21 protein-coding genes are annotated in these 21987 nt (G+C 65.8%); 12 read left to right on the plus strand and 9 right to left on the minus strand.

Annotation, left to right across the window (positions count from 1 at the left end; genetic code table 11):
* From SLQ33_RS20120 to SLQ33_RS20160, 9 genes are all read left to right on the plus strand, one after another.
* Positions 1-411: a hypothetical protein gene (locus tag SLQ33_RS20120; protein WP_319455635.1), complete on the plus strand. Its 411-nt coding sequence runs from the start codon at positions 1-3 to the stop codon at positions 409-411.
* A gap of 17 nt (positions 412-428) precedes the next feature.
* Positions 429-1499 carry a dihydrodipicolinate reductase gene (locus SLQ33_RS20125; RefSeq protein ID WP_319455636.1) on the plus strand — a complete coding sequence of 357 codons (1071 nt, stop codon included), beginning with the start codon at positions 429-431 and terminating at the stop codon, positions 1497-1499.
* Positions 1496-2548 (plus strand): dihydrodipicolinate reductase, encoded by a 1053-nt coding sequence (locus tag SLQ33_RS20130; RefSeq protein ID WP_319455637.1) that lies wholly within the window; start codon positions 1496-1498, stop codon positions 2546-2548. The genes SLQ33_RS20125 and SLQ33_RS20130 overlap by 4 nt, the downstream gene beginning before the upstream one ends.
* A gap of 12 nt (positions 2549-2560) precedes the next feature.
* Complete coding sequence (locus SLQ33_RS20135) at positions 2561-3616, plus strand: dihydrodipicolinate reductase (RefSeq protein ID WP_319455638.1); 1056 nt, start codon at positions 2561-2563, stop codon at positions 3614-3616.
* Positions 3613-4038, plus strand: coding sequence for a VOC family protein (locus tag SLQ33_RS20140; protein ID WP_319455639.1), 426 nt, complete (start codon positions 3613-3615; stop codon positions 4036-4038). The genes SLQ33_RS20135 and SLQ33_RS20140 overlap by 4 nt, the downstream gene beginning before the upstream one ends.
* 18 nt (positions 4039-4056) lie before the next feature.
* On the plus strand, positions 4057-5244 hold the full coding sequence (locus SLQ33_RS20145; RefSeq protein ID WP_319455640.1) for a cytochrome P450: 1188 nt from the start codon (positions 4057-4059) through the stop codon (positions 5242-5244).
* Entirely contained in the window at positions 5241-6494 is a 1254-nt protein-coding gene (locus tag SLQ33_RS20150; RefSeq protein ID WP_319455916.1) for a cytochrome P450, read from the plus strand. Before SLQ33_RS20145 ends, SLQ33_RS20150 begins: the two co-directional genes overlap by 4 nt.
* A gap of 52 nt (positions 6495-6546) precedes the next feature.
* On the plus strand, positions 6547-7749 hold the full coding sequence (locus SLQ33_RS20155; RefSeq protein ID WP_319455641.1) for a cytochrome P450: 1203 nt from the start codon (positions 6547-6549) through the stop codon (positions 7747-7749).
* Between the two features lie 105 nt (positions 7750-7854).
* Positions 7855-8673 carry a mycofactocin-coupled SDR family oxidoreductase gene (locus SLQ33_RS20160; protein ID WP_319455642.1) on the plus strand — a complete coding sequence of 273 codons (819 nt, stop codon included), beginning with the start codon at positions 7855-7857 and terminating at the stop codon, positions 8671-8673.
* A 64-nt stretch (positions 8674-8737) separates the two neighbouring features.
* Here the strand turns inward: SLQ33_RS20160 and SLQ33_RS20165 are convergent, their stop codons facing one another.
* The 3 genes from SLQ33_RS20165 to fgd are packed head-to-tail and all read right to left on the minus strand — an operon-like array spanning position 8738 to position 12975.
* Positions 8738-9880 (minus strand): acetate kinase, encoded by a 1143-nt coding sequence (locus SLQ33_RS20165; protein WP_319455643.1) that lies wholly within the window; start codon positions 9878-9880, stop codon positions 8738-8740.
* Complete coding sequence (gene pta, locus SLQ33_RS20170) at positions 9877-11946, minus strand: phosphate acetyltransferase (RefSeq protein ID WP_319455644.1); 2070 nt, start codon at positions 11944-11946, stop codon at positions 9877-9879. Before pta ends, SLQ33_RS20165 begins: the two co-directional genes overlap by 4 nt.
* 18 nt (positions 11947-11964) lie before the next feature.
* Positions 11965-12975, minus strand: coding sequence for a glucose-6-phosphate dehydrogenase (coenzyme-F420) (gene fgd, locus SLQ33_RS20175; protein ID WP_319455645.1), 1011 nt, complete (start codon positions 12973-12975; stop codon positions 11965-11967).
* A gap of 79 nt (positions 12976-13054) precedes the next feature.
* Here fgd and SLQ33_RS20180 point away from each other — a divergent pair, with 79 nt between their 5' ends.
* Together SLQ33_RS20180 and SLQ33_RS20185 are read left to right on the plus strand one after the other, a co-directional pair.
* Positions 13055-13792, plus strand: coding sequence for an MBL fold metallo-hydrolase (locus SLQ33_RS20180; RefSeq protein WP_319455646.1), 738 nt, complete (start codon positions 13055-13057; stop codon positions 13790-13792).
* Positions 13789-14556 (plus strand): class I SAM-dependent methyltransferase, encoded by a 768-nt coding sequence (locus tag SLQ33_RS20185; RefSeq protein WP_319455647.1) that lies wholly within the window; start codon positions 13789-13791, stop codon positions 14554-14556. Before SLQ33_RS20180 ends, SLQ33_RS20185 begins: the two co-directional genes overlap by 4 nt.
* On the opposite strand, the gene SLQ33_RS20190 is transcribed toward SLQ33_RS20185, so the two are convergent.
* Genes SLQ33_RS20190 through SLQ33_RS20210 form a run of 5 tightly spaced genes read right to left on the minus strand, consistent with a single transcriptional unit; the run spans position 14538 to position 18318 of the window.
* Entirely contained in the window at positions 14538-14831 is a 294-nt protein-coding gene (locus SLQ33_RS20190; RefSeq protein ID WP_319455648.1) for a hypothetical protein, read from the minus strand. The two genes, SLQ33_RS20185 and SLQ33_RS20190, sit on opposite strands and share 19 nt — an antisense overlap.
* 22 nt (positions 14832-14853) lie before the next feature.
* Positions 14854-15762: an LLM class flavin-dependent oxidoreductase gene (locus SLQ33_RS20195; protein ID WP_319455649.1), complete on the minus strand. Its 909-nt coding sequence runs from the start codon at positions 15760-15762 to the stop codon at positions 14854-14856.
* On the minus strand, positions 15759-16874 hold the full coding sequence (locus SLQ33_RS20200; protein WP_319455650.1) for an LLM class flavin-dependent oxidoreductase: 1116 nt from the start codon (positions 16872-16874) through the stop codon (positions 15759-15761). Before SLQ33_RS20200 ends, SLQ33_RS20195 begins: the two co-directional genes overlap by 4 nt.
* Positions 16871-17827 (minus strand): LLM class flavin-dependent oxidoreductase, encoded by a 957-nt coding sequence (locus SLQ33_RS20205; RefSeq protein WP_319455651.1) that lies wholly within the window; start codon positions 17825-17827, stop codon positions 16871-16873. The genes SLQ33_RS20200 and SLQ33_RS20205 overlap by 4 nt, the downstream gene beginning before the upstream one ends.
* Complete coding sequence (locus tag SLQ33_RS20210) at positions 17824-18318, minus strand: GNAT family N-acetyltransferase (RefSeq protein ID WP_319455652.1); 495 nt, start codon at positions 18316-18318, stop codon at positions 17824-17826. Before SLQ33_RS20210 ends, SLQ33_RS20205 begins: the two co-directional genes overlap by 4 nt.
* 136 nt (positions 18319-18454) lie before the next feature.
* Here SLQ33_RS20210 and SLQ33_RS20215 point away from each other — a divergent pair, with 136 nt between their 5' ends.
* Entirely contained in the window at positions 18455-19306 is an 852-nt protein-coding gene (locus SLQ33_RS20215; protein WP_319455653.1) for an SDR family oxidoreductase, read from the plus strand.
* On the opposite strand, the gene SLQ33_RS20220 is transcribed toward SLQ33_RS20215, so the two are convergent.
* A complete protein-coding gene (locus SLQ33_RS20220) occupies positions 19293-21944 on the minus strand; it encodes an AAA family ATPase (protein WP_319455654.1) in 2652 nt (883 codons plus the stop codon). The two genes, SLQ33_RS20215 and SLQ33_RS20220, sit on opposite strands and share 14 nt — an antisense overlap.
* Positions 21945-21987: the final 43 nt, after the last annotated feature.

Here is a 21987-nt window from a genome sequence, read left to right on the forward strand (position 1 = left end):
ATGACTACCTCCACACCGACCGAGGAAGACACCCCGGCCGAAGATCTGCCACCGGGCACCACGCCGTACTACGCGCGCATGCACAAGTACATAAAGCGTGGGGTTCTGGTCTGTCTGATAGCGCTGGTGATCGAAGGCGCCTTCACTCTGCCATTCATGGCGGTGTACTACGGCTACCCGACGTTGAGCCTCACCGAGATCTGCAGTGAGCTACTCAAGGTCCGCTACTCCGATGACACGCTGGAATGCCAGGTCCCCTACCCCGCGTTCGGGCCGCCCGAAGGCGCCGAGGCCAAGGAAACCGCTCAGGACAAATGGGGCATCCAACCGGTCCCAGAGTACAAGCGCATTGGCTTCCGCGAACTGGTGCGCATCCACGAGGAGCGCGAGGCCCGCAAAGCTGCTCAGTGATTCGGCAGCCGGACACCATGAGACAACTGCGGGTAATCCAGTGGGCCACTGGCAATGTCGGCAAGCACGCCATCGCCGCTGTACACGAGCATCCAGACCTCGAACTGGTAGGGGCGCTGGTATACAGCGGCGACAAGGCGGGACTAGACGTCGGCGAGATTGCCGGAATCGGTGAGATCGGTATCACGGCAACGTCCGACATCGACGCTGTTCTAGGACTGGATGCCGACTGTGTGCTCTACATGGCCCAGGGCGACTGGAATCCGTCGGCCGCACTTGACGACGTCTGTCGTCTCCTGGCGTCCGGAAAGAACGTGGTGTCCACGGCCGTCACGGCGTGGATCTACCCCGAAAGCACCGCCAATGACGTACTCGAACGCCTCGAAAGCGCATGCGACGAAGGCCAAACGTCGTTTCATGGCACCGGCATTGAGCCCGGATGGGCTGCGGAGGTTCTGCCGCTGACGATGTCCGGCCTGTTCCGGCACATCGACTCATTAGTTGTGCAAGAGCTAATGGACTATTCCACCTACGCCGTACCGTTCGTCCTATTCGACGTCATGGGATTCGGTAAGCAGCCCGACGAACGAGTACCGATGGACGAACCCTCGGTCGGCGCAATGTCATTCAAGGGTTCGCTGATGCTGCTTGCCGACGGTCTTGGGGCCTCCATCGAAGACTTTGTGTGGGATCGCCAAGTCGCGACTACCGACAAGCCGATCGAAGTCAAGGCAGGACGCATCGAGGCTGGAACCGTTTCAGCACAGCGGTTCTCGTACTCGGCCATCATCGAGGGCCGGCAGGCCCTCACCGTGGAGCACATCACGCGACTAGGAGCCGACCAGGCGCCAGACTGGCCAGACGGTCGCGGCTGGAAGGTGACCGTTGAAGGCCTTCCGTCGATGGTGCTGGAATCGCGCATCGCAATTCACGACGAGGACGACACCGACCAGAGCTGCTTGGGCACCGCCATGCATGCCGTCCACGCGATTGCACCGGTGTGTGGCGCCAGCCCCGGCATACGTACCTTTCTGGATTTACCCACCATCGTGGGTCGCGGAGTTCTTACGACAGGGAACCGCAAGTGACGTACCGAGTTGTGCAGTGGACGACGGGGAATGTCGGGAAGAAATCGATCCACGCCATAGCCGAGAATCCGTCACTCAAACTTGTCGGGTGCTACGCGTGGTCCCCCGACAAAGTCGGTCGCGACGTAGGCGAGCTATGCGGAATCGGACCACTGGGTGTACACGCCACCGCGGATGTCAACGCGCTACTTGCCCTCAAACCCGACTGCGTCGTCTACAACCCGATGTTCGCCGACGTCGATGAGCTGGTGCGCATCCTCAGCACAGGAATCAATGTGGTGACGACATCCGAATTCATCACCGGCCACCAAATGGGCACCGACCGCGACCGTATCGCGCAAGCATGCGAACTGGGTGGCTCGACCATCTTCGGCAGCGGCATCAATCCCGGCTTCATTCAGTTGTTTGCAATCGTCACGGCTGGACTTTCCGATCGGGTGGATCGGATTTCCATAGTCGAATCCTTTGACACGACGATCTACGACTCTCCCGCGACTGAAATCCCCATGGGTTTCGGCTATCCCATCGACGAGCCAGACCTCAACAGCATCACCGAAAAGGGATCCGGCATCTTCCGAGAGGCGGTGCTGCTGGTCGCTGACGCACTCGGAGCGCAACTCGACGAGGTGCGGTGTGAGGCCGAGTACGCACAGACAACTGAAGATCTGCAACTTCCCGGCGACTGGGCCATCAAGGCCGGATGCGTCGCGGGCATCGACGTTCGGTGGAAGGGCATCCTCAACAACCGCGAGGTCATCGAGATCCGCGGCATCTGGACCAAAGGTCAATCGCTGGAACCGGTCTGGTCGACGGGATTCGGCTACACCATCACGGTCGAGGGCCGGCCGACGATCAAGAGCACACTGAGCTTCGAGCCACCGCCGGATTTCGTCGCCGACTCGCTCGACGACTTCATCATGCTCGGGCTGACCATCACCGCCATGCCCGCAATCACCGCGATACCCGCCGTCGTCGCGGCGCCCCCCGGCATCGCCACGTACAACGACTTGCCGCTGTTACTTCCGCGCGGCGTTCTCGCCACAAGCTGAAAGGGTGCTCCCGTGCCACAGAAGACCTACCGAGTCATCCAGTGGATGACCGGTGATGTCGGGCAGGTGGGCGTTCGGCATTTCGCGGACTGCCCCGTGTACGACCTCGTCGGAGTTCTGGTGCACAGCAAGGAGAAGGTCGGCAAGGACGCGGGTGAGATCGTCGGCATCGGACCGCTCGGCGTTACGACGACCGACGATGTCGACGCTGTCATCGCCTTGGAGGCCGACTGTGTGTTCTACACACCGGTCATCATGGATGTCGACACCGTCTGTCGGCTTCTGCGGTCGGGCAAGAACGTCGTCACCACCAGCGGCTTCTTCCATCCTTCGCCAGACTTCGACGAACCGGGGCAATTGATTCGGGCCGCATGTGAAGAAGGGGGAACCTCATTCCACGGCGGCGGCATCCATCCCGGGTACGCCGGCGACGTCCTGCCGCTCACGCTGGCCCGCGTGGCCAGCAGGATCGACAAGATCCTCGTCTTCGAAGTCGTCAACGTGCTCACTGACGCACCGCTGGACCACATCGACTGGATGGGCTTCGGCAAGGAGAGAGAGGTATTTCTCTCAGAGCCAACACTTTTGGGACTTGGTGTGCCGTTCTTTGCGCAGTCGATGCACATGATCGCCGACGGCCTCGGAGTCACGATCGATGAGGTCACTGCGGACCTGAATGCAGCGACCGCGACTGAAGACATTCCGCACCCACTCGGTGCGATCCCCCAAGGGTCGGTGGCAGCTCAACATCACGAATGGACGGCGTGGGTTGACGGTCGGCCGTTCATCGTCTTTCACGCCATCTACACGACAGGTGGTCCCGGCCAACTCGAGCCGGCGTGGGACTGGGGCAAGACACGCTATCGGATTGTCATTGAGGGAGACCCGCCGACCGAGCTCACACTAGAAGGCGTCGACCCGCTGGACGGCGCGATGGTGCACCCCGGCTATAGCTGGACAGCGATGGGCGCCATCAACGCGATTCCGGATGTCTGCGACGCCGCACCGGGCTGGGTAACCCACCTAGACCTTGGTTTGGTTCAACCCCGCGGACTGGTCCGCAAATGACAGCGGAGCACACGTCGCCATCGCTGCACCACGTTGTGTTCGCCGTCGCACCGAACCGCCACGACATAGTGGCACGGTTCTTCAACGACCTCGGTTTCGCGCTGCAGCCCGGCGAACTCACTGAAGCCGGACTGCGCATCGCCCTGGACTGGGACCGAGGGATAGAACTCATCAGCCCGATCCCCGGATCGACCGGTGCGGTTGCCGCATCGGTGAACGAGTTCCTGGAAACCAATGGCGACGGCATCTACACCGTGGTGGTCCGGGTGCCGACCGCCTCCGACGCCGAGGCGGTCGCCGAACGACACGGCGCCGCCGTTCGCTTCCGACAGCGCCTCCAAGGCAGCGGAACTCACCTCGAAGAGATCGACTTGTCCGTGTTCGGCCTGCCATTGACCCTGTTGGACACCAACTTACCGTGAAAGGCCACAGGATCTGCCATGACCGAAACCGTCGCAGGACTGCCGCTACCAAAGATCCTCTACGGCCAAATTCCGATGTCGCACGACCGAGGCACTGGATGGGCCACGTTGCGCGACCTCGGGCCAGTGGTTGAGGGAGAGAACTGCTTCTATCTCACGCGACGGGAGGAGATCCTTGCGGCACTGCGTGACCCCGAGGTCTTCTCGTCGAAGACCGGCTACGACGATATGATCAGCGCGGTTCCCCTCGTACCCCTCGGATTTGATCCGCCGGAGCACACCCGCTATCGCAGGATTCTGCATCCATTCTTCAGCCCACAGACACTCGGATCGGTACTGCCGTCGTTGCAGGCTCAAGCTGCCGAAATCATCGAACTGATCGCACAGCGAGCTGAGTGCGAAGTGATGGCCGACCTGGCAACGCCGTATCCGTCTCAAGTCTTCCTCACTCTTTTCGGCCTACCCCTCCAGGACATGAAGCGCCTCATCACGTGGAAGGACGCCGTCATTGAGCTCGGCCTGGTCACGAACCCAGACCTGACGCCGGCTGTGGAGCTGTTCACCTACCTCACGGAAGCCGTTCAAGCACAACGACAAAGCCCCGGCAACGGAATCCTGTCGCACCTCCTACACGCCGAGGAGCCGCTTACCGACAACGAAGCAATCGGTCTGTCGCTCGTCTTCGTGCTCGCCGGGCTGGACACCGTCACGTCAACCATCGGTGCGACCATCCTGGAGCTGGCTCGACGGCCCGAGCTGCGCGTCTCGCTACGGGAAAATCCCGACCAGGTGGGGGCCTTCGTCGAGGAAATGATTCGACTTGAACCGCCGGCACCCCTGCTTGGTCGCGTGACTACGCGACCGGTGACCGTCGCAGGCGTCCCTCTGCCTGCCGGCGCGGATGTTCGGCTGTGCATCGGCGCAATGAATCGCGACGGGAGCGACGCACTGTCCGGCAATGACATCGTGCTGGATGGCAAGGTGCACAAGCACTGGGGCTTCGGTGGTGGTCCGCACCGGTGCCTTGGCGCTCATCTAGCCCGGATGGAACTGAAGATCGTGGTCACCCAATGGCTGGACCGGATACCAGAGTTCGAGTTGGCGCCCGGATTCGTTCCCGCAATCAAATGGCCATCCGCTACGTGCACGTTGACGGAGTTACCCCTGCGATTCGTCACGACTTCGACCGCCATGGAGATTTCATGACCGTCCGAACCTCCAAGCCGAGCGTCTTCGACGCCGGGCTCCCCACGCTCGACTATGACTTCACGGCGACCCCGCAGGACATCTATCCCCAGTTTCGATCGGCGCAGCAGCGGGCGCCAATCGCATTGGGCCCCATTGGGCCTGAAGTATTGACCTACGATCTGGCCAGGACGATTCTGGGCGATCCTCGTTTCGGTATTCCACCGGGCATTCACCTCACCGCCCGCGGCGTGACATCAGGTGAACTGTGGGACAGGGTGACTCGCAGCATCCTCTGCATGGAAGGCGAGGAGCACCGCCGCTTGCGCAGCCTAGTGTCAAGAGCGTTCACACCTCGCGCGACCGCGGGGATGGACGAAACCATCCACTCCGTCATCAATGAACTCACCGATGCGGTCGAATCAGAGGGGCACTGCGAGTTCGTCGAGCAGATCGCGCGCCCATACCCGATCCCGGTCATCTGTGCGCTACTCGGCGCTCCCCGGGCGGACTGGAAGCAGTTCGCGAGGTGGGCCGAAGACATCTTCAAGATTGTTAGCTTCGACGTCAACCTCGCCGAAGAGGAACCCGCCGTGCTGAAAGCGTGGGACGAGTTCAACGCCTACGTCGACGACATGATCGCCGACCGTCGGAAGCAGCTGACCAACGATCTTCTCTCCGAACTCATTCGAGCAGAAGTCGACGGCGACCGGCTCAACGGCCAGGAAGTGAGCATGCTGGCCTTCAGTATCCTGCTGGCCGGGACGGATACCACCCGAACCCAGTTGGCTGCGTCGATGCAGGTTCTTTGCGAGCACCCCGACCAGATGGCAGTGCTTCGAGACCGTCCCGAGTTGGCGATGAATGCCGTCGAGGAGACGATGCGCCATTCACCTTCGATGTGCAGCACGCTGCGCAGTGTCACCGACGACGTGACAGTCGGTGAATACACCTTTCCCGCTGGCACATTCATCCTCGTAAACACGTACGCCGCCAACCGTGACCCGGCCATCTACGACGATCCGACCCGCTTCGACATCACGCGCGACGACCCGCCGCCGATCCTGACATTCGGTGGGGGCGTCCACTACTGTCTGGGAGCGAGCTTGGCCCGTCGGGAACTTAGTGAGGCACTCAAGATCCTGGCACACAGGATGCTCAACCCGCGCCTTGTCGGCCCCGCGCCATGGAGGCCATTGCTCGGCATGAGCGGACCCACAAGTCTGCCAATCGAATTCGACACCCTGGTGCAGACGACCGTCCGAACATGACACTTGTCTCGGACCTTCGCGTGTCTGGTGCATCTCGAATTAGGAGTGATTCATGAGCGATTCGCAGCTGGTGTTTGATCCTGTCTCGGATGAATTCTTCCGTGATCCCTATACGTTGTACCGGCGTATGCGCGCCGAAGCACCGCTGTACTACAACGAGACCGAAGACTTTTACGCGATCACCCGTCATGATGACGTCGCGGCGGCCTTCAAGGATCACGAATCATTCTCCTCTGCAAGAGGACTCGACCTTGCGATGGTGCGCACCGGAGACGTACCGCACAAGATGATCATCCTCATGGATCCTCCCGATCACCGTGCCATGCGCAGTCTGCTGAACAAGGCCTTTACTCCCCGGGCCATGCAGTCCCAGAAAGCCACGGTCATCGAGGTCGTCGGCCACTACCTCTCGAAGGCAGACCCCGACCACTTCGACGTGGTCCAGGATTTCTCTGGACCGTTTCCCGTTGAGGTCATCACCAGAATGGCCGGTGTTCCCGCCGAATATCGCCAGCAGGTCCGCCACTGGATAGACACCAGCCTGCACCGCGACCCCGGGCAACTCGAGTGGAACGAAACCAACATGAAGGCCAATATCGAGGCCGCCGTCTATTACTACGGCCTCGTTCAAGAACGCCGGGCCAACCCGGAAGACGACATGATTAGTCGGTTGATCTCTGCTGAGATCACCCGTGAGGACGGTCAGCCTGGTCGCCTCGATGACGAGGAAATCACCGGCTTCGCAGTTCTTCTCGGCGGCGCCGGCGCCGAGACGGTCACCAAACTGATCGGCAGCGCGGCCGTCGTATTCGCCCAGAACCCGGATCAATGGCAGAAACTTCTCGACGACCGTACGAAGATTCCCGATGCGGTTGAGGAGCTGCTGCGCTACGTCGGACCCGTTCAATACAACGTCCGTTACACGCTGAGAGAAGCTCATCTTCCCAGCGGCACCATCCCCGCCGGCAAGCCCGTCTTCCTCATGGGTGCCGCCGCCAACCGTGACCCTGAAGCCTTTAGCGACCCCGAAGCCTTTGATATCGACCGTGACCGGTCCAAGGCTCAGAACCTCGGGCTCGGCTACGGCATCCACAGCTGTCTCGGCGCTGCGCTCGCACGTCTGGAAGCCGCAGTTGCACTGGAACATCTTCTCGACTTCATGCCCCAATACGAAGTCGACTGGGACAGTCTGCAGAAGGTAACCATGCAAAACGTCGCGGGATACTCCCGTGTGCCCGTACGCGTAGTCCGCTGATGGCGTCGGACGTTGGAGCCTGTCGCGCCCAAGCGAGGGCGTTTCATTTCGGGAGTGTGTGACACCCATGCCGCCCTCAGTCGCGATAACAGAAGGAGCGCTTTGATGACAACATCGAAATCCCATCGAGTATTGGGCAAACGTGTTCTTGTGACCGGAGCCGCCCGTGGGATGGGGCGTAGCCACGCACTGAGGCTCGCCGAGGAGGGTGCGGACCTTGTCCTAGTTGACATCTGCGCGTCGTTGCCGCATATCGATTACCCGTTGGCAAGCGAAGCGGAGCTTGCTGAGACGGCGTCGCTGGTCGCCGATCTCGGCCGCCGCTGTGTGAGTCGGGTCGTCGATATCCGTGACGATGTAGCAATGCGGCAAGTGGTCGACGACGCTGTCGACGAACTAGGCGGCTTGGACGCAGCGGTAGCCAATGCCGGTGTGTTGACTGTTGGGAGTTGGGACAAGACAACTCAAGAGCAATGGCGGACAGTTGTCGACGTCAACTTGATCGGAACGTGGAACACGTGCGCAGCGGCCATTCCTCACCTGCTAGCTCAGGGCGGAGGCAGCCTCGTGAACATCAGCTCCGCCGGCGCGCTGACGGGCTACCCGCTCCAGGTGCCCTACACCGCGTCCAAGATGGGCGTGGTCGGCTTAACGATCGCGTTGGCCAACGAACTGGCCGCACAGAGCATCCGGGTCAATTCCGTGCATCCCACGGGCGTGGCGACCGGGATGATCCCGCATGCCCTCGGAGACTTGTTGGGCGGAGAGCGAGCCGATCTGATCCCCACCTTCGTCAACGCAATGCCGACGCCATGCGTCGAGCCGGTAGACGTCAGCAATGCCGTCTTGTATCTCGTCTCCGACGAGGCGCGATTCGTTACCGGTTTGCAATTCAAGGTCGACGCCGGAGTAACCATCAAATGAGCAATTACGTTGATATGTAACGCTATTGACTATCGGCTCCTTCCCCGAGAAGACTCGACACGAGTTACGAGAGCGCCACGCACGCCCGCGCGATCGCGAGCTCCTCGTCGGTGGGGATGACGAGCACGGTGATCGGCGAATTGTCGGCCGAGATCCGTCGCGGCCCCTTGGCGGGGCTCTCGTTGAGGTGCTCGTCGAGTTCGATGCCGAGCGGCGCAAGGCCGCTCAGCGCGTCCCGCCGGACGGCCGCGTCGTTCTCGCCGACGCCCGCGGTAAACGTGATGACGTCGGCACTCCCGAGCAGCGCGAGGTAGGCGCCGATGTACTTGCGCAGCCGGTGGATGTACACGTCGTAGGCCAATTGCGCTGCCTCGTCGCCTGATTCGATCCGCCTGTGCAGCACGCGGAAGTCGATGTCCCCACTGAGGCCCGACACGCCGGAGCGCCGGTTCAGCATCGACTCGATGTCCTCGACGCTCATCCCCGCCGTGCGCCAGAGGTACATGATGAGACCGGGGTCGACGTCGCCTGAGCGCGTGCCCATCACCAGCCCCTCCATCGGCGTCAGCCCCATGGAGGTGTCCAGCGGACGACCACCCACGATGGCCGACGCCGACGCCCCGTTTCCGAGGTGAAGCACGATCTGGCTCAACGATTCGAGCGGCGCCTGCAGGTACTCGGCGGCCTGCTCGCTGACGTACTGATGCGACGTCCCGTGGAAGCCGTACCGCCGAATGTGCCACTGCGCGGACACGTCCCGGTCGATCGCGTAAGTCGCCGCGGCAGGCGGAAGATCGTGGAAGAACGCGGTGTCGAACACCGCGACGTGGGGCAGGTCCGGGAGCACGCGGCGGGCGACCTCGATGCCGAGCAACGCGGGCGGATTGTGCAGCGGCGCCAGCGGCGAGAGGGTCTCGAGCGTCTCGATCAGCTCGTCGTCGACGACGGTCGGCTGGTACAGGTCGGGTCCGCCGTGGACCACCCGGTGCCCGACTGCGACGAGCCCGAGTTCGTCGAGCACGTGCCCGTCGGTGGCGAGCGCGTCGAACGCCGCCCGCAGCGCCGCCTCGTGATCGGGCACCTCCGCCTCGCCGATGCGCTCCACGATGCCGTCGACCACCAGCCGTCCCGTATCGGGTTCGACCACTGCGTATTTCAACGACGACGAGCCACAGTTGATCACCAGCACCGTGCGAGGATTACTCACTTGCCCTGCGCCTGGATCGCGGTGATGGCCACCGTGTTGACGATGTCCTCGACGAGCGCGCCGCGGGACAGGTCGTTGACCGGCTTGTTCAGCCCCTGCAGCACCGGACCGATGGCGATGGCGCCCGCGCTGCGCTGAACGGCCTTGTACGTGTTGTTGCCGGTGTTCAGGTCGGGGAAGATCAGCACCGTCGCACGGCCGGCGACCTTCGACTCCGGCATCTTCGTGGCGGCCACGGACGGCTCCACCGCGGCGTCGTACTGAATGGGCCCCTCCACCAGTAGTGCTGGTTCCCGCGTTCGCACCAGTTCAGTTGCGGCCCTTACCTTGTCGACGTCGACGCCCGTCCCCGACGTGCCCGTCGAGTACGACAGCATCGCCACCCGCGGATCGATGCCGAACTGCGCGGCGGTGCGCGCCGACGAGATGGCGATGTCCGCCAGCTGTTCCGACGTCGGGTCAGGAACGATCGCGCAGTCGCCATACGCGAGCACCTCGTCGGCCAGACACATCAGGAAGATGCTCGACACCGTGGACACCCCTGGGGTCGTCTTGATGATCTCGAACGCTGGCTTGACCGTGTGCGCCGTCGTGTGCCGCGCTCCCGACACCATGCCGTCGACCATGTCGTTGTGCACCAGCATCGTGCCGAAGTACGAGACATCGTGGATGGTCTCGCGCGCCTGCTCGACGCTGACGCCCTTGTGTTTGCGCAATTCCGCGTACTGCTCGGCGAACTGGTCGCACAGCTCGCTGGTCCGCGGATCCAGCACGACGGCCTCGGACAGGTCGACGCCGAGCTCGGCCGCGCGCGCCCGGACGGCCGGCTCGTCACCGAGAATGGTGAGCTCGGCGACCGAACGCTGCAGCAGCCGGCCGGCGGCCTTCAGGATGCGGTCGTCGTCGCCCTCGGGGAGCACGATGCGCTTGCGGTCCGACCGCGCCCGGTCGAGCAGCTGGTAGGTGAACATCTGCGGGGTGACCACCGAGGGTATCGGAATCGACAGTTGCGCAATGAGTTCCGCGGTGTCGACGTAGGTGTCCATCAGTTCCAGCGCGGTGTCGATCTTGCGCTGCGAGCTCGCAGTGACCCGGCCCCGCGCGTACGCGACCGCCCGCGCAGTGTCGTACGTGCCGAGTTCGGTCGCGACGATGGGCAGCCGCAGCCCGAGCCCCGCCACCAGTGCCGCGATCGACGGGTGCAGTGGTAGCCCGCCGTTGAGGATGAGGCACGACAGCGACGGAAAGCCCGCTGCGGCATGGGCACTCGCCATCGCCAGCACAACGTCCGAACGGTCGCCAGGGGTGATGACCGCCATGCCGTCGGTGAGTCGCTCCAGCACGTGCTCGGCCGTCATGCCCGCCACCAGCACGCCGAGCGCCTCGCGGTTCATCAGCTCCTCGTCGCCGCTGATGCGCGTCCCGTGCACCGCGTCCCGCAGCTCCGCGACCGACGGGGCCACCAGAAGCGGCTCCTCCGGAAGCACGTAGCACCCAACGCCGTCGGGCTCGATGCGCTTGAGTGCGGCCGCCACCGCGTCGAGTTCGGCTGGGTCACAGCGGTTCGCGACCACCGCCGCCGTGTGGGCGTGCTGGCCCGCGAGTTCCGCCAGGCACAGCTCGACGACGTGCGCGACGTCGTCGGGCGTCCGGTCGGCCGCCCGCACGGCAAGCACCACCGGCGCCCCGAGGTTCACCGCGATCCGCGCGTTGACCGAGAGCTCGCTGGGAGAGGCCACGTCGGTGTAGTCGCTGCCGACGATCAAGACGGCGTCACATCGCTCGGCCATCTGGTGGTAGCGGTCGACGATGTCGCCGATCGCAGTGTCGGGATCCTCGTGCAGCTGCGCGTACCCGACGCCGACGCACTCCTCGTAGCTCAGCCCGGCCGTGGTGTGGGCGAGCAGGAGCTCCAAGATGTAGTCGCGCTCCTCGCCCATCCTGGTGATGGGCCGGAACACGCCCACCCTCGCGACGGTGGCTGCCAGCCGGTGGAGGATGCCCAGTGCGATGGTCGACTTGCCGGTGTCACCCTCGGGCGACGCGATGTAAATGGAGCTGGGCACGACTGCCAGCCTGCCAAATCACCCCAGCTTGCGCAGGCGCGGCTCCAGATCCTTCTTGAAGAGTTCAAGAAAGCGCCGCTGATCCTGTCGAGGATCGTGGAACACCAGGTGATTCAGCCCCCACGTCACGTACTGGCCGACCATCTCGACGGCCTCGTCGGGATCCGACGCGACGATCCAGCGCTTGGCGACCTGCTCGATGGGCAGCGCGTCGGCGGCCTTCTCCATCTCGATGGGGTCGTTGATGCTGTGCTTCTGCTCGGCGGTCAGCGACAGCGGCGCCCAGAATCGGGTGTTCTCGAGTGCCTTCTTGGGGTCGGGATCGTAGGAGATCTTGATCTCGATCATCCGGTCCACGTCGTCGGGGTTCTTGCCCGCTGCCTCCGCGCCCTCGCGCATCGCGGGGATCAGCTTGTCCTTGTAGAGCTCTTCGCCCTTGCCCGACGTGCAGATGAACCCGTCACCAGCGCGCCCGGCGTACTTGGCCACCTGCGGCCCGCCCGCGGCGATGTAGATCGGGATGCCGCCCTCGGGCACGTCGTAGATCGACGCGCCCTTGGTCTTGTAGTACTCACCCTCGAAGTCGACCCGGTCGCCGAGCCACAGCTCGCGCATCAGCCGCACCGACTCACGCAGCCGGGCGTAGCGCTCCTTGAACTCGGGCCACTCCCCCTCGTACCCGGTGGCGATCTCGTTGAGCGCCTCTCCGGTGCCCACACCCAGGAAGATCCGGTCGGGGTACAGACACCCCATCGTCGCGAATGCCTGCGCGATGACCGCCGGGTTGTATCGGAAGGTCGGGGTCAATACCGACGTGCCCAGGATCAGCCGCTCGGTGCGCTCGCCGACGGCGGTCATCCAGGCCAGCGAGAACGGCGCGTGCCCGCCCTCGTGACGCCACGGCTGGAAGTGATCGCTGACGGTGGCGCTGTCCATGCCGTGCGCTTCGGCCGCGACGGCGAGTTCGACGAGTTCGCGTGGGGCGAACTGCTCCGCCGACGCCTTGTATCCCAGTTTGAGTTGAGCCACGTTACGTTTCTACTCCTCGAGCCCCGTTGCGTATTCCCCGGGCACTCGGAGCCCCTTGGGATCCGCCTAGACTGACGGTGTGGCGAGTTCGGTCGAATTGCACCAGATCACCGACACCGTCCACTTCGCCCACACCGACCTGGTCAACTGGACGCTGGTCGCCGATGACAACGGGCTGCTGATCATCGACGCCGGATTCCCCGGGCAGCGCGACGACGTGCTCACGTCGATTCGCACGCTGGGCTTCGACGTCGACGACATTCACGCGTTCCTGCTGACCCACGCTCACGTCGACCACTTCGGGACGGCGATCTGGTTCGCGAAAACCCATGGCACACCAGTGTTCTGCCACGAAGCCGAGGTCGGCCACGCGCATCGCGAGTACCTCGAGCAGGTGTCACTGCTGGACCTGGCCACCAAGATGTGGCAGCCGCGCTACGTCAAGTGGTCGCTGGAGATCGGCATGAAGGGCGCCCTGACGCGTGCCGGCATTCCGACGGCGCATGCCTTGACCGAGCAGGTGGCGGCCGCGTTGCCTGGCACTCCGATGGCCATCCCGTCACCGGGGCACACCGGCGGGCACTGTTCGTACCTGGTCGACGGGGTCTTGGTCAGCGGCGACGCGCTCGTCACCGGCCATCCGGTGTCGACGCGCAGCGGCCCGCAGCTGCTGCCCGGCATCTTCAATCACGACCAGGACGGGTGCGTGCGCAGCCTCGCCGCGCTCGGGATGCTCGACACCAACGTGCTGCTGCCAGGACACGGCCCGGTGTGGCGTGGGTCCATCCTGGAGGCCGCAGAGCGGGCCGCGCGGTGACCGAACGCGCTCCGGTCCATCGCGATCGGCGCAGGGCCGAGGCATTCGGCTCCGCCGCCCAAAGCTACGACGCGAACCGTCCGCACTATCCCGAGGCGCTCATCGCGGAGTTGGTGCAGCGCGACGGCCTCCGCGTCCTCGACGTCGGCGCGGGCACCGGCATCGCGTCCATGCAGCTAGCCCAGGCGGGGGCCAACGTCCTTGCCGTGGAACCCGATTCGCAGATGGCGCGTGTCGCCTCCGAGAAGGGACTTTCCGTCGAGGTGGCGACCTTCGAGGCGTGGGATCCGGCGGGCCGCAGCTTCGACATGGTGGTGTTCGCGCAGTCGTTCCACTGGGTCGAACCTCGACTCGCGTTGCGCAAGGTCGCAGCGCTGCTCAACCCGGGTGGACGGCTGGCGCTGCTCTGGAACCGCGTCGCTCCCGTCACGCCCGACAGGCAGCAGCTCGATCGCGCATACGCCGGCCTGCTGGACGAATGGCAGCGGCCGTCCGTCTACGTCGAGGGTGACGAGCTCGGGCCGCTGCTCACCGAAGCCGGCTTGGCGAGCGAACGCCGGCGCCACGTCGACCACCTGCACTACCCGACCGAGCGTTGGGTGAACATGGTGACCACCTACTCCAACGTGCTCACCTTGGATCCAAGCGTCCAGGAGGAACTTCGGTCTCGGCTCGAGGCGTGCATCGGGGACTCCGGGGTCGACGCGACCAACGATGCGCTCGCGGTGGTGTGCACGGTCGGCGATCAGGTGAGCACGGCGTAGCCCAGGAGGAAGACCGCCACCAGGCACAGTCCGCAGCCGATGATGATCGCGGGCATCAGGATCATCGCGTCGAGTTCGCCGTCATCGAGTGCGTCATTGCCGATTGGCCCGAAAAGCACCCGGGCCACGCGGGTCTCACGGAAGCCGCGGACGATCCGCGCAACCAGCGCGGTCTCACGGCTACGGCCGACGACCACCCGCATGGCGATGCCGACCGCGAACGTCAGCAGCGCACCAGCGAGTAACAGCCATCCCACTACCGTCTGCGACAGCATGTGCACCGCCTCACCCCGCTACTCAGCGTAGTCCGGCCGTCACCCCCAGATGGTCGCGCAGGGTGGTGCCGGTGTACTCGGACCGGAACGCGCTCCGCTCCTGCAGGAGCGGGACGACCTTCGCGACGAAGTCATCGAGACCATCCGGGGTCAGGATGAACCCATCGCACGCGTCGGATTGGACGTGGAGGTCGAGTTCGTCGGCAACCTGTTCGGGGGTGTCACCGAGCCCACCCGTGGCAACGGCAAACACCTTGACCTGGGCGGGATCTCGCCCAATGGCGACCACGCGAGCCTTGACGTCGGCGTAGTAATTCTGGCCCGACACGAGGTCGGCGTGCGGGGTGAACAGTGCGTCGGCGTGCCGGGCCCCGAAGTCGCGCCCGTCAGCCGAGTCACCCGCCTGCAGCAGGATCGGATGGCCCTGCGGCCCCGCGGGCAGTGTCGTGAGTCCGCGGACGTCGAAGTGCGCGCCGCGGTGCGACACGTCGTGCACCCGGTCGGGGTCGACGTACACGCCGGTCGACTCGTCGGCTCGGATCGCGTCGGCGTCCCAGCTGTCCCAGAACTCGCGTGCCACGGTCAGGAACTCCGCGGCCCGTTCGTACCCGTCGGAGTGCGACGTCGCGATGTTCCAGGCCGCTCGCCCGTCCGATAGGTGATCCAGGGTGGCGAATTGCCTTGCCACCTCGAATGGTTCGTTGACCGTGGTGTTGACGGTGCCCACCAGTCCGAGCCGCTCCGTGACCGCCGCCAGCGCGGCGAGCATCGAAAGGGTGTCCGGGTGCCCCTCGGGCAGGAGGATGAAGTCGAACAGCCCGCGCTCCGCGGTCTGGGCGAGCTGCTGGAACGATTCGAACTCGAGCCGACTGTCCGAGTCAGGGAAGCGCGCACCGAGGTGGATCTTCTTGCGCTGCTTGCCTTCCCTCACCCCAGGCCCCAACGCTGCGCCAGCAGCCGATGTGAAGCCAGCCGGTCCTCCTGGCGGTACGTCACCGACGTCACGACCAGTTCGTCGGCCCTCGTCGCGCGCTGCAGGGTGTCGAGCTTGTGGGCCACCTCGTCGGAGTCGCCGACGAACTGCGTTGCGGTGCGGTCCCTGGTGAGCTCGTCCTGCTCCTCGGTCAGCGGCTCGACCGAGTCAGGATCCGGGTACGGGGCCGCGCCACCACCCGCCCGGATGGAGTAAACCCAATGGCCGTAGCTCGACGCCAGGTGTCGTGCGGTGGCGGTGTCATCGGCTACGACGATGTCGGCCGACACCACGACGTAGGGTTCCGGCAGTTCCGCCGAGGGTTGAAAGTCGTTGCGGTACACCTCGATCGCCTCGAGTGCGGTGGCCGGGGTGATGTGGTAGCTGGCGACGAACGGCAGCCCGCGCGCCGCGGCAACCCTGGCGCTCTGACCCTTGCTGCTTCCGAACACCCACGGCCGCAGCCCGGTTCCCGCGGCGGGCGTGACACGGACGTCGAAATCGTCGACGGTGTAGGTCCCGCCGAGCATCGCGAGGATGTCGTCGACCTGGTCGGCGAAGTCGGGGGCCACGGCGTCGGGCTGTTGAAGTACCGACATCTGTGCCCGCAGTACCGGATTGCGCATCAGGGCGCTCATGTCGAACGGGGCGGGCACGACGACGCCGTCCACCTCGTGCCATTCCCGCGGCGCCGACTTCGGCCTCGGCGCCTGCGTCTCGTTGGCCTCGCGGCGGCGCTGACCGGAGCGCCCGATGCCGAGGTCGATGCGACCCGGGTGCAAGGCATCGAGGATGCCGAAGGACTCGACGACGGCCACTGCCGTCGTGTAGCCGAGTTGCACCGCCGCTGCCCCGACCCGGATCCGTTCGGTCGCGGCGGCGAGCTGCCCGATGAGCACCGCGGGCGACGAGCTCGCCACCGCGACGAAGTGATGCTCGGCGAGCCAGTACCGCCGATACCCCCATCGGTCGGCGTGTTGGGCCAGCTCGACGGTGTTGCGCAGCGCCGTTGCGGCGTCACTGCCCGCGCTGATCGGCGCGAGGTCGAGTATCGACAGCGGAACGTTCACGGGTGCCTCGACTCTGCATGGAGATTGGTGGCGACGGACAGTCCCAGCCGGGACCGCAGCGGCTCGTCGCCGTATTCGGATCGAAATGCCCCGGCCTCGCGCAGGGCGGGCACGAACTCGTCGACGATGAATGGCAGGTCGACGGCGTTGACGGCGGGCCGCAGCCGGACCCCGTCGATTCCGATGGCATGCCACCTCAGCACCAGCTCGACCAATTCGGCTGCGGTGCCGCAGTACACGTAGGCGTCGGATCGCCGGTCGACGGTCCCGTCCGACGTGACGTACACGTCGGCGTAGACCTTCAGATGCGCGCCGCCCACCTCGGCGACCTCACCGAGGATCGAGCGCAATGCGCCGTCATCGGACGGGGTGACGAACACCAGCTCGGCGCTGCGCGCGGCGAACTCGTAGATGGGCCGCGCGTGGGCGAGCGCCGCGACGACCGGCTGGTTCCAGCCTTCCCACCCCCGGCGCACCACGTCGACGGCGTCGACGGCCTCGGCGAACAGGTCGACGTCACCGACGTCGCGGCGACCGAACAGTGCCGCCTCGTGCGCGGTGCCGCTGACTCGCGGCTGCCACCCGGCCCGGCCGTGGGAGACGAGGTCCAGCGTCGCGATCGCCTTCGATACGTTCAACGGCTTGGTGTGGGTGACCGTCGCGACCGGGATCAGTCCGATGTGCTTGGTGGTGGGCGCGACCCGCGACGCGACTAGTACCGCGTCGAGTCGCCCTGCGAACCAACGTGATTCGAGTTCCGGCCGGCGCCGTCGCTGCGGCGTCAGCCCGTCGTCGAACGTGACGAAGTCGACTCGGCCGCGCTCGGCGGTGGCCGCCAGGCCGGCCCAGTACCGCCCGCTGAACACCGACGGGCGGTTCGGCGTGTGGCGCCACGCCTCGGGGTGCCATCCGTAACCCTCGAGTGCGACGGCCACGTGGAGCAGGTCCGTCATTCGAGTTCCTTCGCGAACGCCATCGGGTAGACCTCGCCCTCGGCAGGCAGCGGCTCGTCGAGCTTCGCGTACCCCGCGGCCAGGTACAGCGCCTCGGCCTCGGGCTGGCGGTCACCCGTCGTGAGGTACACCCGGCGATATCCGCGGGACGCGATCTCGCGTTCGAGCGCGTCGAGCAGCAAGCGCGCATGACCCCGCCGCCGGAAGCGCGCATCGGTCCAGATGCGCTTCAGTTCGGCCGTCCGCTCGTCGAAGCGGCGGAACGCTCCACCCGTGACGGGCTCGCCCGCGAGAAGCCCGACGAGCATGCCCCCTCCCGGCGCGGCGAACTCCTCCGCCGGGTAGCCCCGCAGCCACCTGTCCACGCCCGCGACGGTCCCGCCGTATCGGGTGGCGTACTCGACGGCGAGTTCGGCCAGTAACGGTTCGGCCAGCGGATCGTCCTGACCGACCGTGACGAAGCGCAGATGGTTCACGGCTGACACTGGCATCACCTAACTCTCCAACGCACACAGGGCGGCCGCATTCCAAACTGCCGGTTCCACTCGGCGTGATTGCAAATGCCCCGAGGTCGTTCGAGCAACGACCCTTTTGAAACCAAACTTGACACGTGTAAAGTTCGCCGTCATGGACAACATCAGGGGCAAGACCGTCGCCATCACGGGTGCCGCGCGCGGCATCGGCCACGCCACTGCCAAGGCGCTGTTGAGCAGGGGCGCGCGGGTGGTCATCGGCGACCGCGACGTCGCGGTGCTCGAATCGGCAGTCACCGAGCTGGCCAAGTTCGGCCAGGTCAGCGGCTATCCGTTGGACGTCACCGACAAGGAGTCGTTCGCGACGTTCCTCGACAAGGCCCGCACCGACGGGCAGGGCCACGTCGACGTGTTGATCAACAACGCGGGCGTGATGCCCGTCGGTCCGTTCCTCGGACAGTCCGAGCAGGCGATGCGCTCCGCGATCGAGGTCAACCTCTACGGCGTGCTCACCGGCTGCCAGCTGGTGCTGCCCGAGATGGTCCGCCGGCGCAGGGGACACATCGTCAACGTCGCGTCGATGTCGGGCATGGTCGCCGTGCCGGGCCAGGTCGTCTACGCAGGGACGAAGTTCGCGGTGGTCGGGCTGTCCACCGCGATGGCCGACGAGTTCGCGCCGCAAGGCGTCGAGGTGACCGTCATCCTGCCCACGTTCACCAACACGGAGCTCATCGCGGGCACCAATGCCACCGGCGCGCAGAAGCCCGTTCAGCCCGAGGACATCGCGGCGGCGATCGTGAAGGCGCTCGACAAGCCGAAGACCCACGTGTCGGTGCCTGCTCCGCTGCGGTTCGTCGGTGCGGCCACGTCGATGCTCGGCCCCCGCGCGCGGCGTTGGCTCGCCAGGAAGACGGGCACCGACCGCGTGTTCCTCGACTTCGACACCACGGCACGCAGGGACTACGAAGACCGCGCGCAGTCCTCGACCGGCGTCAACGAGACGTAGGGCCCATCCCCCTGCGCATGATCTCCGCCAGCTCGCGGCGGGTGGTGACGCCGAGGCGCTGACACGCCCGCAACAGGTGGCCTTCTACGGTGCGCACCGACATGACCAGCTTGTCGGCGATCTCCTTGTTCGTGAGGCTGGCCGCCACGAGTTCGGCGACTTCGCGCTGCCTGCCCGTCAACGGCACGGGCGCGGTCGCGCTTCGCGTGGCAGGCGTGCACAGCCCACCGCATTCGCCTGCCAGCTGCTCGGCTGCCGAGGCGGCAAACTGGGCACGTCCGCGATGCTGCGCGGCCGTGAAGGCCGCCGCCGCCTGCGCGGCCGTGTCCGCCGCGGTGCACCGGTCGCCGATCGCCTCGTACGCCCGCGACGCCTCCAGCAGGCCCTCGCCGCTGTGCGCATGCAGCGAATCGGCATGGGCGGCAACGGCGTCGGCGAGGGGCAGCGCCAAGGCGTCGGCGAGCTCGCGCGTCCGCTTGACGATGTCGTCCAGCCCGTCGACGACGCCCCACTGCAGGGCCGCCTGCAGACACGCCACCTCGTGCGTTGGCTGCTGCCGGTCGCGGGCCACCCTCGCCTCCGTCAGCACCGTGTCGATCGCCTCGGCGAGCGAGCCACCCGCCGCCAGCGTCCAACCCGTGGCCAACGCCAGCCCCGTCTGCATGAACAGGAAGTCGTCGGGGACGGCGTGGCGGGCCACGGCCAGCATCTCGGCGGCTTCCTCGGGCCGGCACTGCTTGGCGTACAGCTCGGTCAGCGCGAAGGCGCACGCGGGCCGCAAACCCGTTGTGACGGCATGGTCTTCGACCCCCGCGAGAGCTTCCCGCAGCAGCCGGCCCGCCTCCTCCAGGTCACCGCGCATCAGCCGCGCGCTGCCGAACAGGAAGACCAGGTTGGCATACGCCAGCCCGGGCACGTCGTTGGCGGACTCCGCGAGCGTCGTCGCCGCGTCGACGCATTCGGTGATGCGACCCGTCAGGCGGCATGCCCTTGCGTAGACGCCGAGGAACCAGAACCGCATGTGCGAGGTCTCATACGAGTTGGTCGCGCGTTCCAGCGCGGCTGCGGCCGCCGGGGTGATCTCGTCGTCGTTGCCGAGCGCACCACACGACATCACCATCGCCACCGTCGCCAGCATCGCGGACAGATCGGACAGGCCCTCGGAATCTAGTGCGGTCCTAGCCTTCTGCTGCGCGTCGACGCACCGCGCGAACACCGCGTCGACACAGGCCTCGACGGCGAGCCGCTCGGCGCGTTCCGCGTCGGTCTCGGGCCCCGCCGCCAACTCCGCGAGCACGTCGGCGGCCTCACCGGGCTTGGCCAGCATCCACATCAGGTTCGCCGCCAGCACGGTGGCCCAGCGGTGGCGGTCCGCGTCGGGGCGGGCAACGAGCCCGCGGAGCAGCTCCTTGGCCTTTGCGCCGTCGCCGGCGAGGAATCGGTTGAGCGCCTGAAGCTCGACCGCCTCGACCGAGCCGAGTGCCGTTGCGGCTCCGGCGAACTGATCGGCGAGGTCCAGGTCGAGCAGCTGCATCGAGTGGCGGGCGGCCTCGAGGTAGAGCCCCGGATCGGGCGCCAAGTCCGATTGCAGCACCAGCAGTGCGCGACGGACCGTCGCCTGCGGATCGCGATCGTCCGTGTCGTACAGGCGCCGGGCCAGCTCGCCGCGCACCTTCGACTGGTGTAGCTCACCGACCGCCGCCCGCCGCAGCTCCCCGAACAGCGGATGGGCGAGCCGGGCCAGCAAGGTGGTGCCGGAGCGCTCGACCGTGATCAGGTGCATTGCGTCGGCGGCCTCGACGTGCTCTCGTCCGACCACGTCGGTCAGCACCTCGACCTCAAGTGGCTCACATTGCGACAGCGTGTCGACCACGCGGGCGAGTTCGGGCGGCAACCGATCCAACTGGCTGCCGACGAGGTCGCTCATGCTCTGCGACACCGCGACGTCACGGTCCCAGATCCAGTACCCGGCCGCCTTGTGGAAGCGTTCGGCCGCCACCTGGTCCCTGATCAGTTGCTGCAAGTACAGCGGGTTGCCGCTGGTGAGCTTCCAGAACCGCTTGGCGCTACGGGCGTCGATCGGGCCGCCCAGCGTGCGCTCCACCATCGAGCGGGTGGCGTCCTCGGTCAGCGGGTCCAGGTCGAGCCTCGCCAGCAGCCCGTCCTTCCACAACGCCGTCACGGCGTCGGGCGCGGCGTTTCCAGTGCGAAGGGTGACCACCAGTCGCGCCTCGCGGGTCTGTGCGAGGTGGTGAACGACGTGCGCGGAGAACCCGTCCAGCAGATGCGCGTCGTCGATGCCGATCAGGCACCGGCCGTTGCTGCCCGCACCGACGAGCGAGTCGATGACGCGGCGCACGCTGGGCGCGGGCGCGGCGACGGCCGCCATCGCCTCGCTAGACAGCGTTGTGGTGAACGCACCCAACGGAATTGGACGCGCAGACGCCGTCCCGACGATCCAGTTCGTTGGCAGTCCGGTGGCCGCGGCCCGGCCGATGAGCTCGCGCGCTAGCCGCGTCTTGCCCACGCCGGCCGCCCCGGCGATCACCACACCCGCATACTTGCCGACCCCACTGAGCGCACGGCGTAACTCCGCCAGCTCTGCGTCCCGCCCGGTCAGCGCATCCCCGCTGGTCACGGCCCGACTATAGTCCTGAATCCCGCGCAGCAGGCACCGAATT

This window comes from Mycobacterium sp. RTGN6, from assembly GCF_033804605.1.
Taxonomy (GTDB): Bacteria; Actinomycetota; Actinomycetes; order Mycobacteriales; family Mycobacteriaceae; genus Mycobacterium.

What these genes read in the sequence shown, in the direction of transcription:
- SLQ33_RS20140 (WP_319455639.1), top strand. Translation starts at nt 3,613, where the DNA reads ATGACAGCGGAGCACACGTCGCCATCGCTGCACCACGTTGTGTTCGCC.
- SLQ33_RS20150 (WP_319455916.1), top strand. Translation starts at nt 5,241, where the DNA reads ATGACCGTCCGAACCTCCAAGCCGAGCGTCTTCGACGCCGGGCTCCCC.
- SLQ33_RS20125 (WP_319455636.1), top strand. Translation starts at nt 429, where the DNA reads ATGAGACAACTGCGGGTAATCCAGTGGGCCACTGGCAATGTCGGCAAG.
- SLQ33_RS20160 (WP_319455642.1), top strand. Translation starts at nt 7,855, where the DNA reads ATGACAACATCGAAATCCCATCGAGTATTGGGCAAACGTGTTCTTGTG.
- SLQ33_RS20120 (WP_319455635.1), top strand. Translation starts at nt 1, where the DNA reads ATGACTACCTCCACACCGACCGAGGAAGACACCCCGGCCGAAGATCTG.
- SLQ33_RS20215 (WP_319455653.1), top strand. Translation starts at nt 18,455, where the DNA reads ATGGACAACATCAGGGGCAAGACCGTCGCCATCACGGGTGCCGCGCGC.
- SLQ33_RS20155 (WP_319455641.1), top strand. Translation starts at nt 6,547, where the DNA reads ATGAGCGATTCGCAGCTGGTGTTTGATCCTGTCTCGGATGAATTCTTC.
- SLQ33_RS20205 (WP_319455651.1), bottom strand. Translation starts at nt 17,827, where the DNA reads ATGACGGACCTGCTCCACGTGGCCGTCGCACTCGAGGGTTACGGATGG.
- SLQ33_RS20145 (WP_319455640.1), top strand. Translation starts at nt 4,057, where the DNA reads ATGACCGAAACCGTCGCAGGACTGCCGCTACCAAAGATCCTCTACGGC.
- SLQ33_RS20190 (WP_319455648.1), bottom strand. Translation starts at nt 14,831, where the DNA reads ATGCTGTCGCAGACGGTAGTGGGATGGCTGTTACTCGCTGGTGCGCTG.
- SLQ33_RS20210 (WP_319455652.1), bottom strand. Translation starts at nt 18,318, where the DNA reads ATGCCAGTGTCAGCCGTGAACCATCTGCGCTTCGTCACGGTCGGTCAG.